Below are 15,598 nucleotides of genomic sequence, written 5' to 3'. Positions count from 1 at the left end.
TCAGCGATTTACAGTTCACTCCGCGGGCCCACCGGCCCCATCGCCCTGTCCTGCCAGTCAGGGCCTTCTCCACCCCCCTCCTCTCCGGAAGGCGGCGATCATGACCGACCCCGTAGGAAAGCTTCCGAGCGAGCTCGACCAGCTCCCGGACCGTGACCCCGAGGAGACCGCTGAATGGGCGGCCTCCCTGGACGCCGTCACCAAGGCCGCCGGCCCGCACCGCGCCGCGTACCTCATGCGGCGCTCGCTCCAGCACGCCGAGGGTGCCGGTCTCGCGCTGCCCAAGCTGCTGGAGACCGACTACGTCAACTCCATCCCGACCGCCGCGGAGCCCGACTTCGACGGTGACCTGGAGATGGAGTCCCGCATCACCGCCTGGAACCGCTGGAACGCGGCAGCCATGGTGACCCGTGGCGCCCGCTTCGGCGTCGGCGGCCACATCGCCACGTTCGCCTCGGCGGCCTGGCTGTACGAGACCGGCTTCAACCACTTCTTCCGCGGCAAGGAGGGGGACGGCTCCGGCGACCAGCTCTACATCCAGGGCCACGCCTCCCCCGGCATCTACGCCCGCGCCTTCCTCGACGGCCGGCTCAGCGAGCAGCAGCTCGACAAGTTCCGCCAGGAGGCCGGCGGCGAGGGACTGCCCTCCTACCCGCACCCGCGGCGGCTGCCCTGGCTGTGGGAGTTCCCCACCGTGTCGATGGGCCTCGGCCCGCTCTCGGCCATCTACCAGGCCCGCTTCAACCGCTATCTGGCCAACCGCAACATCAAGGACACGTCGAACTCGCACGTCTGGGCCTTCCTGGGCGACGGCGAGATGGACGAGCCCGAGTCGACCGCGGCCCTCGCCCTCGCGGCCCGTGAGCAGCTCGACAACCTGACCTTCGTCATCAACTGCAACCTCCAGCGTCTCGACGGCCCGGTCCGCGCCAACTTCCGCGTGGTCCAGGAGCTGGAGGGCGCGTTCCGCGGGGCCGGCTGGAACGTCGTCAAGACGCTCTGGGGCAACGCCTGGGACGAGCTGTTCCAGCTGGACACCACGGGTGCGCTGGTCCGCCGGCTCCGCGAGGTCCCGGACGCGCAGTTCCAGACGTACGCCACGCGTGATGTCGCGTACATCCGCGAGCACTTCTTCGGCGCCGAGCCCGCGCTCGCCGAGCTGGCCAAGCTGCTCACCGACGCGAAGATCGCCGAGTGTTTCTACACCTCGCGCGGCGGTCACGAGGCCCGCAAGGTCTACGCGGCGTACCGGGCGGCCGTCGAGCACAAGGGCGCGCCGACCGTGATCCTCGCGCAGACGGTGAAGGGCTACACGCTCGGCAAGGGCTTCGAGTCCAAGAACGCCAATCACCAGATGAAGAAGCTGTCGGCCGACGAGTTCAAGGACATGCGCGAACTCCTCGGTCTGCCGATCCCGGACAGCGCGTTCGTGGACGGCCTGGTGCCCTACGGTCACCCGGGCGCCGACTCCCCCGAGGTCCGCTACCTCCAGGAGCGCCGTGCCGCGCTCGGCGGCCCCGCTCCGGCCCGTCGCGTGCACGCGGTGGCGCTGCCCGAGCCGGAGGAGCGCGCGTTCAAGGCCCTCTACAAGGGCTCCGGCAAACAGGAGATGGCCACCACCATGGCGTTCGTCCGCCTGGCCAAGGACCTGATGCGGGACAAGGAGACCGGCAAGCGCTGGGTGCCGATCGTCCCGGACGAGGCGCGCACCTTCGGCATGGAGTCGCTGTTCCCGTCCGCCGGTATCTACTCGCCGCTGGGCCAGACGTACGAGCCGGTCGACCGCGACCAGCTGATGTACTACAAGGAGGCCAAGGACGGCCAGATCCTCAACGAGGGGATCACCGAGGCCGGGGCCATGGCCGACTTCATCGCCGCGTCGACGTCGTACGCGACGCACGGCGAGACGATGATCCCGTTCTACATCTTCTACTCGATGTTCGGCTGGCAGCGGACCGGCGACCAGATGTGGCAGCTCGCCGACCAGCTCGGCAAGGGCTTCATCGTCGGCGCCACCGCGGGCCGGACGACGCTGACGGGAGAGGGCCTCCAGCACGCGGACGGCCACTCGCACCTGATCGCGTCCACGAACCCGGCGTCGCTCAACTACGACCCGGCGTTCGCGTACGAGATCGCGGTGATCGTCAAGGACGGTCTGCGCCGGATGTACGGCCCCGAGGCCGAGAACGTCTTCTACTACCTGACGGTCTACAACGAGCCGAAGCAGCAGCCCGCGATGCCGGAAGGCGTCGAGGAGGGCATCGTCAAGGGTCTCTACCGCTTCAAGGAGGGCACGCCCGCGAGCGCGGACGCGCCGCGGCTCCAGCTGCTTGCCTCCGGTACGGCGATCCACTGGGCCCTGGAGGCGCAGGAACTCCTGGCCGCGGACTGGGGTGTCACGGCGGACGTCTGGTCCGCGACCTCGTGGGGCGAGCTGCGGCGCGAGGCGCTGCTCGCCGACGAGGCGATACTCCACGGCGAGCACCGGGTGCCGTACGTGACGCAGGCGCTGTCGGGTGCGCCGGGTCCCGTGCTGGCCGTCAGCGACTGGATGCGTGCGGTTCCCGACCAGATCAGCCAGTGGGTGGAGCAGGACTGGTCCTCGCTCGGCACGGACGGCTTCGGCCTCTCCGACACCCGTGAGGCGGCCCGCCGTCACTTCGGGGTCGACGCGCAGTCGGTCGCGATCGCGGCGCTGGCCCAGCTGGCGCGACGCGGCGAGGTGCCGGCGTCCGCCGTGAAGGAGGCCCGGGAGCGGTACGGTTTCTGACCTGGCCGTTTCTGCCCTCAATCGCCGGGCGGGCTGGAAAGATCCCGGCGATTGAGGGCATCCTTCTGCGCCGCCCCCACAATGGCCCCATGCGCGCTGCCCGTCTCATCAAAATGGTGCTGCTTCTTCAGTCCCGGCCCTCCATGACCGCCGCACAGCTGGCCCAGGAGCTGGAGGTGTCGGAGCGGACCGTCACCCGGGATGCCCAGGCGCTCTCCGAGGCCGGGGTTCCCGTGTACGCCGAGCGGGGGCGGGCCGGTGGTTACCGGCTGGTCGGGGGGTACCGCACCCGGCTCACCGGCCTCGCCCGCCACGAGGCCGAGGCGCTCTTCCTGTCCGGGCTGCCGTCCGCGCTCCGCGAGATGGGGCTCGACGACGCCGCGTCCGCCGCCCGGCTCAAGGTGTCGGCCGCTCTGCTGCCCTCGCTGCGGGACGCCTCCGACAGCGCCGCTCAGCGTTTCCATCTGGACGCCCCCGGCTGGTACCAGGAGGCCGTGACACCCGAGCTGCTGCCCGCCGTCGCGGAGGCCGTCTGGGACGACCGGATCGTCAGGGCGCACTATCGCAGCGCCGGCGCGGAGAGCGATGTGGAGCGGGAGCTGGCCCCGTACGGACTCGTCCTGAAGGGCGGGATCTGGTACCTCTGCGCCCGGGTGGAGGACACGTTCCGGGTGTACCGGATCGACCGCTTCTCGGCCGTCGCCCTGTCCGAGGAGCGCTTCGTGCGGGACGAGTGCTTCGACCTGCCGCGCTTCTGGGACGAGCGCTCCGCGCAGTTCGCGCGGTCGATCCTCCGTACCGAAGTGACCATACGGATCTCCCAGGCCGGTGCCCGGCGCCTCACGTACGCCGGCGACCGAGCGGCGGTCCAGGAGGCGCTGGAGCGCGCCGATCCGCCCGGTGCCGACGGCTGGCGCACGGTCACCCTGCCCGTGGAGTCCCTCGACATCGCGTTCGGCCCGTTGCTGGCGCTGGGACCCGAGCTGGAAGTCCTCGAACCGGCCGACTTCCGCGCACGGTTCTCCGATGCGGCCGAACGCCTGCGCGATCTCTATCGCTGAAGGGCTTCATTTCGGTGTCTCCGCGTGCGTCGCCCGCTCCCAAGGCCGATGCTTGACCCGTGATGGACGAGACGGAGTTCTGGGAGATCATCGACAGCACCCGCGAGGCCGCCGAGGGCGACCCCGAGGACCATGCCGATCTGCTCGTCGAACGGCTGGTGCAGCTCGACCCCGACTCCGTGCTGGACTTCGCCCGGCACTTCGAGGCCCGCTACAACCGCGCGTACCGCTGGGACCTGTGGGGCGCCGCCGCCGTGCTGCTCGGCGGGGCGAGCGACGACGCCTTCGACTACTTCCGCTGCTGGCTGATCGGCCAGGGCCGGGAGGTCTTCGAAGGCGCGGTGCACGATCCGGACAGCCTCGCCGAACTCCTCGACGACTTCGACGAGGAGTTCGACGGGGACGGTGAGGATCTCGGCTACGCGGCCGACGAGGCGTACGAACAGCTCACCGGCGTGGTCGCGCCGGACCTCGGTCTTCCGCCCCAGCCGACCGAACCGGAGGGTGTGCCGTTCAGCCTGGAGGACGACTCCGCGCTGGCCGCGCGCTTCCCTTCGCTCTGGGACCGCTTCGGCGCGTCCTGAGCCCCGAAGAGGCCGGGCGGGCGCCTCAGTAGTGGGTGCCGCCGTCGATACGGATCTCCGTGCCGGTGATGAACGCGCCGTCCTCGGAGCCGAGCATCGCGACCACGCCTGCCACCGTGTCCGGGCTGGCGAACCCCTCGCCGAGCGCGGGGGTGAGCTTCATGAAGAGCGAGAGGTCGGCGTCGGCGGGCAGACCCGGGCCGTTGCCGCTCGTCATGTCGGAGGAGATCGAGCCCGGCGCGACGGCGACCACCCGGAGCCCCTGCTTGCTGTACTCGCTCGCCAGTGCGTGGGTCATCGACTGGATGCCGCCCTTGCTGGCCGCGTACGCCGCCATGTACGGGTGCGCGAAGCTCGCCGAGGTGGACGAGAAGTTCACGACGACCGGCCGGTCACCGGCCAGGAGTGCCGGAATCGCCTCGCGGATCATCAGGAACGTGCCGGTGAGATTGACCGCGATGACCGTGTTGAAGAAGTCGAGCGTCGTCTTGTGCGTGTGCTCGGAGCGCAGGATTCCGGCCGCGTTGACGAGGACGTCGAGGCCGCCGAGCGTGGCGACGGCCGAGGCGACGCCCTCGCGGACCGCCGTCTCGTCCGATATGTCGAGGACGGTGGTGGTGAGGCGGTCGGCGGTGCCGCGGGCGACGGCCGTGGCGTACGTCGCCTTGAGGCCGGCCTCGTTGACGTCCGCGGCGACGACCCGGCCACCTTCGGCGAGGACGCGGTGGACGGTGGCCTGTCCGATGCCGGAGCCTGCGCCGGTGATGAGTGTGCGGCGGCTTTCATAGCGGTTCATGGTGTTCTCTCCCGGTCCTGAATCCCCCGACGAGTCTGCTGAGCAGTGTCCACAGTACGACTGGATGGCACGTTTTGCCACTACGGCATTTCGTGCACTCGGAGTCCGGGGCACGTCTGGGCGCGCGGGGTAATCTGCTGGGGATGAGCGCTCAGCAGCAGTCCCTCACCGAACGCCGCAAGGCCGCGACCCAGCTGGACATCGCCCGCGCGGCCGCGGCGCTCTTCGCCGAGCGCGGACCGGACGCGACCACGGCCGAGGAGATCGCGCACCGGGCGGGCGTCGCGCTGCGGACCTTCTACCGGTACTTCCGCTCCAAGCAGGACGCGGTGGGGCCGCTGCTGTCCGGCGGCGCGGAGCGCTGGCGCGCCCTCCTGGAGGCCGCCGAGCCCGGGGCGCCGCTTCTGGGCGTACTGGAACAGGCCGTGACCGACGCGCTCGCCACACCCGACGAGCAGGCCGCCGAACAGCTCGTACGGACGCGCGGACTGCTGCGCGCGGCGGAGGGCGACCAGGCCCTGCGCGCCGTCTGGTACCGGGTCAACCAGGACTCGGAGGAGCGGCTGCTGCCGGTACTGACCCGGCTGGCCGGGCCGGACGCGGACGCGCTGGAGGTACGGCTGGCCGCCGCGGCCGCCACGGACGCGGTGCGGGTGGCCCTGGAGTCCTGGGCGATGACGGACGCACCGGCCGCCGGACCGGGCTCCCCCGCCGAGCTCGCCGTACGCTGCCTGCACGAACTCATGGGCGGTATGCGGCTGTTCAGGCCGTGAGCGAGCGGCCCATCAGCACGTCGTCGACGTACCGTCCATGCAGGAAGAACTCGCCGGGCAGCACGCCCTCGACGGCGAAGCCCTCCGCCGCGTACAGCGCGCGGGCGGGGGTGTTGTGTCCGAGGACGCGCAGGGTGACGCGGTTCGCGCCCTGGCGCCGCGCCTCGGCGAACGAGGCGCGCAGAAGGGCCCGCGCGATGCCGCGCCCGCGCGCCCAGTCGGCGACGGCGAGGCCCTGTATCTGGCGCACATGCGCGTTGCAGGCGAGCGGTGTGGGCGGGACCAGCCGGATGTACCCGGCGATCACGGCCTCGCCCCCGGAGTCCTCGGCCTCCGCCACGAGGAAGTGCTCGGGCCGGTGGCCCTCGTCGAAGAAGGGCTCGTACGGGGGCTGGGGCTGCGGCTGCACCGCGTGCAGCGTCGACCAGGTGGCCCTGTCGAGTTCTCCCAGCGCCTCGTTGTCGGCGGGGACGGCGTGACGGACGGGACGGGTGCGCAGTTCGGGCATGTGTTCCACTGTGGCATGCCCCACCCCGCCCGGTCAGCGCCTTTTCCCGGTTCCGGCGTTCCGCCGGACGGCCGGAACACGGCGTCGCGGGGCCCGGCTGAGGCAGGATGGGGCCATGCCGCACTCCCGTATCGCCGTCACCGGATCGACAGGACTCATCGGAGCGGCGCTGGTGCGTTCGCTTCTGGCCGACGGGCACGAGGTGGTCCGCCTGGTGCGCCGCCCGGCCGCCGCGGGCGACGAGGTGGAGTGGGACCCCCGGCGTCAGTTCGTCGACGTGGCGGGACTGGTGGGCTGCGACGCCGTCGTCCACCTGGCCGGTGCCGGCGTCGGTGACCGCCGCTGGACGGAGGCGTACAAGCGCGAGATCCGGGAGAGCCGGGTGCTGGGCACCGCGGCGATCGCCGAGGCCGTCGCCTCCCTCGACACCCCGCCGAAGGTGCTGCTTTCCGGGTCGGCCATCGGTTACTACGGCGACACCGGGGACCGCGCGGTCGACGAGAGCGCTCCGCCCGGCGAGGGCTTCCTGCCGTCCGTCTGCGTGGAGTGGGAGGAGGCCGCGGCGGCGGCGCAGGAGGCGGGCGTACGGACCGTGTTCGGGCGCACCGGCCTGGTCGTCGCCCGGGAGGGCGGGGCGTGGGGGCGGCTGTTCCCGCTGTTCCGGGCGGGTCTCGGCGGGCGGCTCGGCAACGGGCGCCAGTTCTGGAGCTACATCGCGCTGCACGACCACATCGCGGCCCTGCGGCACATCATCGACACACCGGAACTGTCCGGCCCGGTCAACCTCACCGGACCCGAACCGGTCACGAACCGCGAAGTGACGGCCGCGATGGGGCGGGTGCTGCACCGCCCGACGCTGTTCACCGCCCCGGCGCCGGCGCTGCGGATCGCGCTGGGGGGCTTCGCGGCCGATGTGCTGGGCAGCCAGCGGGTCCTGCCCGGTCAACTGCTCGATTCAGGCTTCTCGTTCGCGTTCCCCGGGATCGACGCGGCGATCCGGGCGGCCCTGCGCTGACGCCCGTGTGCGACCCCGTGCCCCGGTGCCCGGGGCACGCGCTGCTGCGCCCGTATCGGCCATCCTCCTAGCCTCGACCCGAACTCGGGCATTCCGGGGGCCTGTTGGGGGCAAGAGCCTCCCACCAGTCGCACCGACTCGGGGAGGGGCACGTGCTCAGCACGGCACATCACGCAGACGTGATCATCATCGGAGCCGGGGCAGCCGGCCTGTCGGCTGCCCATCGGCTCAACCGCGCGGGAGTGAGCGTCAGTGTCCTGGAGGCCGCCCCCTGGGTCGGCGGCCGGATGGTCACGCACGACGTGGACGGATTCCGGCTCGACCACCTGGGGCCGCTGCTCAGCTCCGGCTGTCCGGAGCTCGGCCTCACCCCCGCCCTCCAAGGGCTGGTGCTGAGGAGCTTCGCCCCCGGGCTGCTGGTCCACAGCGAGGGCCGCCAGTACCGCACCGGCACCATACGGAGCGCGAGGGGCGCACTCAGAGCGGTGCGCTCCCTGTCGAGCGCCCCCCGCGCGCCGCTGGGCGGCGCGATCGACCAGGCCCGCCTGGGCGCGGCACTGGCAAGGCTGGCCTCCACACCCGCCTCCCGCCTCCTGGCCCGGCCGGAACGGACCACCCTCGCCGCCCTGTCGGCGCGCGGCCTCCCGTCCCGTACGGTCAACGGCTTTCTGCGCCCGCTGCTCTCCGCACTGCTCAGCGATCCCGCGCTCACCACGTCGAGCCGCGTCGCCGATCTCGCCCTGCGCGGCTATGCGCGCGGCGGGCTGTGCGTACCGGCGGGCGGCTCATCGACCCTGCCCGAACTCCTGGCGGCCACGCTGCCGCCCGGCACCGTACGGACCGGTGTCCATGTCACCGCCGCGGGCATCACCTCGGTGCGCACCAAGGAGCACGGCGAACTGCGCTGCCGCTCCCTGCTGCTGGCGACCGGGGCCGGCGCGGCCGCCGAGCTGCTGCCCGGGCTGCGGATGCCGTCCTTCCACCCGGTGACGGTGCTGCACCACACGGCTCCCGTTCCCCCGCCGACCGGCACCTCGCTGCTGCTGGACGCCGACCGTTCGGGCCCGGTCGCGCACACCGCCGTCATGAGCGAGGTCGACCCCTCACGCGCCCCGCACGGCCGCACGCTGATCACATCGACGGTGCTCGGTACGCCTCCGCCGGATCTCGACCGCTCGGTCCGGAGACACCTCGGGGCGCTGTACGGAACGTCCACGGACGACTGGGAGCTGCTGGCGGCCCATCACGACCCGGAGGCCGTTCCGGCGATGCCCGCCCCGCACGATCCGCACCGCCCGGTCCGGATGCTCGCCGGGCTGTACGTGTGCGGTGACCACCGCGACACGAGCACGGTCGAGGGGGCCCTGCACTCGGGCCGCCGCGCCGCCGCCGCGATCCTCGCCGACCTGGGTGTACAGGAGGGATACGGGGCCGAGGCAACGCTCGGCACGGCTGCCTGACAGCACCGCGGACTCCGCGCCGAGAAGCCCTCACGCCAGGAACACATCCGACCTCTCTCTTGTCATGCCGTGTACATACACCATACGGTCCTCCCGATTGCCGCTAATCGGGAGGCCGTTGTGCGTCGTGCTGGACCCGTACTGTCCGTAATCCTCACCCTAGTCATCGGAGCAATAGCTCCTATGGCTGTAGCGAGCGAGCCGGCTGATCCCGCGCCGGCTCCCGCGTCCTCTCCGCCACCGGTCATCCCCCGCCCCACCGAGTGGTCGGACCTCGGTGGGCTGACGACGCTCACGCCGCGGACCCGCATCCTGGTCGATCCGCGCTCCCTCGCCCGGACCGCGCTGCCCTCCGGGCGTCAGGAACTGCCGGGCCCCGCACGGCAGAACGTCCACGACCTCGCCCGGCACCTGCGTACCGAGCTCGCCGGTATCAGCGGAATCACCCCCGCCATCAGCGGCGACGTGTCCCACGCGAAGGACGGCGACATCGTCCTGGGGCTCACCGACGGCCCCGCCGCCACCCCGTTCGGCGCCGAGGGTTACCGGCTCGACAGTGCGGGGCCCGTACGCATCGAGGCCGCCTCCACCCACGGCCTGTTCTACGGCACACGCACCGTGCTCCAGCTGCTGCGCGCCACCGATCCCGGCCACCGCTCCCTGCCGCGCGCCCGATCCCTCGACCGGCCGGCCCAGCGGCTGCGGATGGTCCATCTCGACGCGGGCCGCAAGTACTGGCAGATCCCGTACCTGAGGAATCTGATCCGCAGGATGGGCGACCAGAAGCTCAACACGCTCTTCCTGCATCTGTCCGAGTCCGAGGGCTTCCGCCTGTACAGCCCGAAGTTCCCCGGCCTCGCCGATCCCGGACACAGCTACAGCCGCGCCGACATCGAGCACCTCAAGAGCTTCGCCGCCCGCCATCACGTCCAGCTGATGCCCGGCATCGAGGTCCCCGGACACGCCACCGTGATCAGCGAGGCCTTCGGCATCGGCTTCGGCTCCGGTACGAATCCCTGCACCGGAGCGCACACCCACTCGCATCTCACCGCCGACTGGATCATCGACATGACCAGCGAGAAGGCGGTCGCGAAGACCAAGGAGATCGTTGACGAGTTCGCGGGCTGGTTCGATGCCCCGCTGTTCTCCATCGGCGGGGAGGAGGTGCCCGGCCAGCTCGCCGACTGCCCGCGCGTCAAGGAGTTCCTGGCCGCCGACCCCGAGGTGTCCACGCTCGGCGACCTCCTCAACCGGTACATCAACACCCTTGACGACGTGCTGGCTTCACACGGCAGGCGGACGGCCGTCTACAACGGCTCGGAGCACCTGACCGCGCCCCAGCAGAAGGCGCACGGCCCGGTCGTCTTCATCACCTGGGAGGGAACCGGCGCCGCTCCCGCCGTCCCCGGCCACGACGAGATCGCCATCGGCCCCTTCTACGACACCCCGAACAACTACCACCACCTGTACCCGAACGAGCCCTGGATGTACGACGACTGGGCACCGAGCACCGCACCCGACATGCTCGGTTCCTCCCTGGTGAACTGGGCGGACTACAACTTCTGGGCCGAGGACGGCTACTTCGAGCAGCACATGGCCGGCGCCCGCGCGATCATGGCCGACCGCTCCTGGAACGCCACGCCGACCCCCGGCACGGTCACCGGCTTCCGCTCCCTCGCCGCCCGCATCGGTGACCCGCCCGGAATCACCCCCGCCCCTGCGGCCCCACGGGTGGACGACGGACGCCCCAGCCATCACTGGACCTTCGACACCGCCGCGTATCCGAGCGGCTGGACCTGGGCGGGCAGCCCCGGCAACACGCTCTTCGCACAGGACACCGCGGGCGGGCTGCCGGGCAGCTCCTACATCATCAACAACCCGACGCCCGTCGCCGACGGCGTGAACGGCCAGGCCTGGCGCTTCGACTCCGACCGGGACGGCGTGGGCTTCGGCGGTCTGGACGTCGCCGAGCCGTGGACGGTGTCCGTCCAGGTCCGCTCCACCGCCCGCACCGCCGATCAGGTGCTGCTCAGCTCCAGGGCGGGCGCGCTCAAGCTCCAGCAGTACGGCACCGGCAAGGTCGGCCTCACCCGGTACGGCGCCGCCGATCTGAGCTTCGACTACACCCTGCCGCTGAACCGCTGGGTGCAGCTGACCTGGGTGACGGAGCCCGGTCGCACCACCCTCTACGCCGACGGGGAGCGCGTCGGCACGGCCGGCGCCTCCATCCCGCTCCCCCTGCGCTCGGTCGGCACCGAGAAGGCCGGCCTGCGCGGAGACCTCGACGACCTCCTCACCTGGGACGAAGCACTGAGTCCCGATCAGGTCAGGGCCCTCTCCGGAAAGGAATCGCAGTGACCCGCACGCACCGCGGCACCGTCGGACGTACGGGAGTCGCAGCCACCGCACTGGCCGCCTTCGCCGGCCTGCTCGGAGCCGCCCCCGCCCCGGGGACGGACCCCGCCGCGAAGGACTACGAGCCCACCGTCGAATCCCTCAACAGCCATCCCGTCCCGCAGTGGTTCAACGACGACAAATTCGGGATCTTCATCCACTGGGGCGCCTATTCGGTGCCCGCCTGGGGCCCCCGCGGCAGCTACGCCGAGTGGTACTGGGCGTATATGAACTCGCCCGGCAACGCCACGAACACGTACCACCGGGACACCTACGGCGAGGACGCGGACTACGACGACTTCATCGGCCGGTGGAAGGCCGAGAAGTACGACCCCGACGCCTGGGTGAAGCTCTTCAAGGACGCGGGCGCCAAGTACTTCGTCCTGACCTCCAAGCACCACGAGGGCGTCGCCCTGTACGACTCGAAGGTCAGCGGACGCGACACCGTGGATCTCGGGCCGAAGCGCGACCTGGCCGGTGACCTCTTCAAGGCCGCCCGCGAGGACGGCGGGCTCAGGGCGGGCTTCTACTACTCGCTGTACGAGTGGAACAACCCCTCCTACACCGGGCGGCCGGTGCGCAACCCCTACACCGGGGCCCCCGTCCCGTACACCGGCGCTCCGGTGGTCGACGACTACGTGGACGACTACATGCTTCCGCAGATGCGCGAGCTGGTCGATCAGTACGACCCGGACATGCTCTGGTGCGACGGCCAGTGGGAGAAGCCCGCCTCGTACTGGAAGACGGCGTCGGTCATCGCCGACTACTACAACCGGGCGAAGAACCGGGAGAACCCCAAGGAGGTCGCGGTCGCCAACCGCTGCACGATCGAGTCCGGCAGCCTGGACAGCAAGGAACTCGACTTCCAGACACCCGAGTACACGGTGAAGCCGGACATCGATCCCCACAAGTGGGAGGCGAGCCGCGGCATCGCGCACTCCTACGGTTACAACCAGAACGAGCCGGAGGAGGACCACCTCACCTCCGACCAGCTGATCGACTCGCTCAGCGACATCGTCAGCAAGAACGGCAATCTGCTGCTCGACGTCGGCCCGCGCGCCGACGGGACGATCCCCGGGATCCAGCAGCAGCGCCTCCTCGACATCGGCGCCTGGCTGAAGACCAACGGGGAGGCGGTCTATGCCACGACGTACTGGCACCACGCCGAGGAGCCGTCCGGCGGCGACGAGATCCGCTACACGGTCAAGGACGGTGCCCTGTACGCGACCGCGCTGGAATGGCCGGGCACGGAGCTGACCCTCGGTTCGGACACCCCGGTCGCGGGCGACACCCGGATCACCCTCCTGGGCTCCGGCGGAGAGCCGCTGCCGTGGCGCAAGGACGGCCGGGGCCGGGTCGTCGTCACGACGCCCGCGCGGGGCGCCGGGGCCACGAGCAGCAAGCACGCGTACGTCTTCAAGGTCGCCACCCCGGGTGTCCACAGCCTGGTCCGCACGCGCACCGAGCTGCCCGACGAGCTCAACCCCGGTGTCACGGGTGCCGGCACCCTGACGGTGACCAACACCTCCAGGAAGCGGGCGCCGGAGACCCGTATCGGGCTCTCGGGCCCCGAGGGCTGGACGGTCACCCCCGCCTCGGCCCGGGTGGCGCCGCTCGCCGCGGGCGCGGACGCCAAGGTGCCGTTCCGGCTCACCCCGCCCGCTTCGACCCCGCCCGGCACCTACACGCTGGACATCGGGCTGCGCCACGACGGGATGCGGACCACGACCCGGGTGAAGGTGAAGGTGGCGCCGGAGAACCTCGCCCGGGGCAGGCCCGCCACCCAGCGGTCCACGGCCTGGGACGCCCCCGCCGCACGCGCCGTCGACGGGAACACCGACGGTGACTGGGGTGCGGGCTCCGTGACACATACCGCCGAACCGTCGAACCAGGCGTGGTGGCAGGTCGATCTGGGCTCATCGGCGGCGCTGGACCAGGTCGAGGTGTGGAATCGCGCCGACTGCTGCGCCGACCGTCTGAAGGACTACTGGGTGCTGACCTCGGACACCCCGTTCACGGCGGACGGGCTGGACGAGGCCCGCACGGCACCGGGTGTGACCGCCGTGCACATGACCGGCCAGGCGGGGCGGCCCACCGCGGTGGAGCTTCCGCCCGGCACCACGGGCCGTTACGTCCGGGTGCAGCTGGCGTCCGCCACGGACCCGCTGTCCCTGGCGGAGGTCGAGGTGAGGGGCGTCCGCGGGGGGGGGGGGGGTGAACCGCCACCGGGTCACCGCCGGGGCCGGTCAGCCGAGAGCGGCGACCCGGTCCCGGTAGGTGCGTACGGCCGCCGCGTCCCGGTACGGCTCCAGGCGCCGCTCGAAGTCGCGTACGTACTCGGTGGCCCGTACCGACCTCATCTCGGATGCCTGCTGGGCCGCCTCGGCGCCCAGGGAGCACGCCTGGTCGAGCTCTCCGAGCCCGAGCCGCGCGGTCGCGAGCACCACCTGACAGAACAGCCTGCTGCGGGCGTACGCCGGAGCGCGCAGCTGGAGTGAGCGTTCGGCGTGCTGGGCCGCGGTCCGGTAGTGCTGGAGATCGCGGTGGCAGTGCCCGAACTCGTCGGCCAGCTGGGCCTCGTCGAAGTAGCGGGCCCAGTGCGGGGTCTCGTCCCCGGGCCGCGCGGCCTCCAGGGCGTGTTCCGCGCGCGCGAGCGCGGTGGTGCAGGTCCTGGCCTCGCCGAGCACACCGTGGCCGCGCGCCTCGACCGCGTGCAGTATGGCCTGCACGACGGGCGGCGCCGACGATCCGATGCCCTGCTGGGCGACGCGCGCCAGCTGCACGGCTTCCCTGCCGTGCCCGAGGTAGACCGCCTGACGGCTCATGGTCATCAGTACGTAGCTGCCGTAGCCCCGGTCCCCCGCGGCCTGCGCGAGCCTCAGCGCCTGGACGAAGTACCGCTGGGCGAGGCCGTGGGCGGCGATGTCGTACGAGGTCCAGCCGGCCAGCCTGGTCAGGTCGGCGGCCGCCGAGAACAGCCGCCGGCCGGTGGCTTCGCCGTAACTGCCCCGGAGCATGGGCTCCGCCTCGTGCTCCAGATAGCGGACGAGGGCCTGCCGTGCGTGTCCGCCGCCGTAGGCGTTGTCGAGGGTGCGGAAGAGCTCACCGACCGAGCGCAGGGCCGCGACGTCCCCGCTGCTGACCCGCTGGCCAGGGCCCCGGTCGATCTGCCGCTGGCGCGGCACGGTCGAGAGGGCGGGGGACGACGGCGCCGGGTGCGCGGGCGGCCGGGTGGTACCGGGGCCGCGGGCGCCGTTCCGGCCGGCCTGGCCGTGCACCGGGGTGGCGGTGTGCGGCGTCTGGGGGCCGTGGGAGCCGTGCGCTCCGTGGGTCCCGGCCTGGCCGGGGGAGGTGAGCCCACCGGGGCCGAGGAGGCCGTTCGGGCGGCCCGGAGCCCGGGGGGCGCCCACGACCCCCACAGCGGCTGCTCCGCCGGGGCCGCCGAGTCCACCAGGACCGCTCACCCCGGGCGAACCGACCGCCCCTGACGCCCCCGCCGCCGCATGAGCCCCGCCGCTCACCGCTGCCCCGCCACCCACTGCCGCACCGGCGGACCCGGCTGCCCCGGCCACCCCGCTCGCGCCTCGCGTCGCGGCAGCCGTCGTCGGTGACTCCGTGCCGCCCACCCACTCGTCGGCCCGCCCGATCAGCCAGTCCCGGCTGGGGACGACCAGCCCCGCCGGGGTGAACGCGATCTTGCGTAACTCCGCATGGCTTCCCGAGTCCTTCCGCCACAGCCCGCTGACGATGTCGACGGCCTCGGCCGGTGTCGCCGCGAACTCCAGACCCGCGTAGACGGGAGCGCAGGCGTCGAGGCCCAGGTCCTGGGCGGAGAGCCGACGCCCCAGCCGCCGGGTGAAGACCTCGGCGATCAGCGCGGGAGTGGTGCCCCGCGGCTGCTGGCCGCGCAGCCAGCGGGTCACGGAGGTCTTGTCGTACCGCAGATCGAGGCCGTGCTCCAGACCGAGCTGGTCGACCCGGCGGGCCAGACCCGCATGGGAGAACCCGGCTTCGGCGATGAGCGAGGCGAGGCGGCGGTTGGGGGTGCGCTGCGGAGGTCGTTCCGACATCAGCTGTACGGTCTCCTGCCTTCGTGGCCGGGCGGGCAGCCCTTATGGAACGGCGCGAATTTAGCGGCCCCGGCCGCACCCTCCGGCGGCCTTCGCCCCACATTCATCCGATCGTGTGAGGATTGCCGGTGGCGCTGACGGAAACGACCTGCCGGGCCGCCCCGGCG

At 71.9% G+C, this 15,598-nt stretch carries 10 protein-coding genes and 1 pseudogene; 8 read left to right on the top strand and 3 right to left on the bottom strand.

Annotation, left to right across the window (positions count from 1 at the left end; genetic code table 11):
• Window positions 1-100 precede the first annotated feature (100 nt).
• From aceE to AC07FA_RS03765, 3 genes are all read left to right on the top strand, one after another.
• Window positions 101-2,770, top strand: a complete 2,670-nt coding sequence (gene aceE, locus AC07FA_RS03775) for a pyruvate dehydrogenase (acetyl-transferring), homodimeric type (RefSeq protein WP_479073043.1) — start codon at window positions 101-103, stop codon at window positions 2,768-2,770.
• A gap of 89 nt (window positions 2,771-2,859) precedes the next feature.
• Window positions 2,860-3,831: a helix-turn-helix transcriptional regulator gene (locus AC07FA_RS03770; protein WP_479073042.1), complete on the top strand. Its 972-nt coding sequence runs from the start codon at window positions 2,860-2,862 to the stop codon at window positions 3,829-3,831.
• 62 nt (window positions 3,832-3,893) lie between these two features.
• A complete protein-coding gene (locus AC07FA_RS03765) occupies window positions 3,894-4,415 on the top strand; it encodes a DUF4240 domain-containing protein (protein ID WP_479073434.1) in 522 nt (173 codons plus the stop codon).
• Between the two features lie 25 nt (window positions 4,416-4,440).
• On the opposite strand, the gene AC07FA_RS03760 is transcribed toward AC07FA_RS03765, so the two are convergent.
• Window positions 4,441-5,211 carry an SDR family NAD(P)-dependent oxidoreductase gene (locus tag AC07FA_RS03760; protein ID WP_479073041.1) on the bottom strand — a complete coding sequence of 257 codons (771 nt, stop codon included), beginning with the start codon at window positions 5,209-5,211 and terminating at the stop codon, window positions 4,441-4,443.
• Window positions 5,212-5,354: 143 nt separating this feature from the next.
• Between AC07FA_RS03760 and AC07FA_RS03755 the strand changes: the two genes are divergently transcribed.
• Window positions 5,355-5,984: a TetR family transcriptional regulator gene (locus tag AC07FA_RS03755; RefSeq protein ID WP_479073040.1), complete on the top strand. Its 630-nt coding sequence runs from the start codon at window positions 5,355-5,357 to the stop codon at window positions 5,982-5,984.
• Here AC07FA_RS03755 and AC07FA_RS03750 read toward each other — a convergent pair.
• Window positions 5,974-6,492 (bottom strand): N-acetyltransferase family protein, encoded by a 519-nt coding sequence (locus tag AC07FA_RS03750; RefSeq protein ID WP_479073039.1) that lies wholly within the window; start codon window positions 6,490-6,492, stop codon window positions 5,974-5,976. The genes AC07FA_RS03755 and AC07FA_RS03750 overlap by 11 nt on opposite strands.
• 115 nt (window positions 6,493-6,607) lie before the next feature.
• Between AC07FA_RS03750 and AC07FA_RS03745 the strand changes: the two genes are divergently transcribed.
• The 4 genes and pseudogenes from AC07FA_RS03745 to AC07FA_RS03730 form a co-directional block, all read left to right on the top strand.
• Window positions 6,608-7,507, top strand: coding sequence for a TIGR01777 family oxidoreductase (locus AC07FA_RS03745; protein ID WP_479073038.1), 900 nt, complete (start codon window positions 6,608-6,610; stop codon window positions 7,505-7,507).
• A gap of 152 nt (window positions 7,508-7,659) precedes the next feature.
• Window positions 7,660-8,967: an NAD(P)/FAD-dependent oxidoreductase gene (locus tag AC07FA_RS03740; RefSeq protein ID WP_479073037.1), complete on the top strand. Its 1,308-nt coding sequence runs from the start codon at window positions 7,660-7,662 to the stop codon at window positions 8,965-8,967.
• Between the two features lie 183 nt (window positions 8,968-9,150).
• On the top strand, window positions 9,151-11,325 hold the full coding sequence (locus tag AC07FA_RS03735) for a family 20 glycosylhydrolase (RefSeq protein WP_479073036.1): 2,175 nt from the start codon (window positions 9,151-9,153) through the stop codon (window positions 11,323-11,325).
• Window positions 11,322-13,508, top strand: a pseudogene (locus AC07FA_RS03730) (alpha-L-fucosidase); the annotation flags it as partial. The gene AC07FA_RS03735 and the pseudogene AC07FA_RS03730, both read left to right, overlap by 4 nt.
• 99 nt (window positions 13,509-13,607) lie before the next feature.
• On the opposite strand, the gene AC07FA_RS03725 reads toward AC07FA_RS03730, so the two are convergent.
• The gene (locus AC07FA_RS03725) at window positions 13,608-15,431 is read right to left on the bottom strand and encodes a regulator (RefSeq protein ID WP_479073035.1); all 1,824 of its coding nucleotides are present in this window, start codon (window positions 15,429-15,431) and stop codon (window positions 13,608-13,610) included.
• Window positions 15,432-15,598 lie beyond the last annotated feature (167 nt).

It is taken from the genome of Streptomyces sp. NPDC045968, assembly GCF_056430475.1.
Note: the sequence above shows the minus strand (reverse complement) of the source record. Positions and strands in the feature narration are given on the sequence as shown.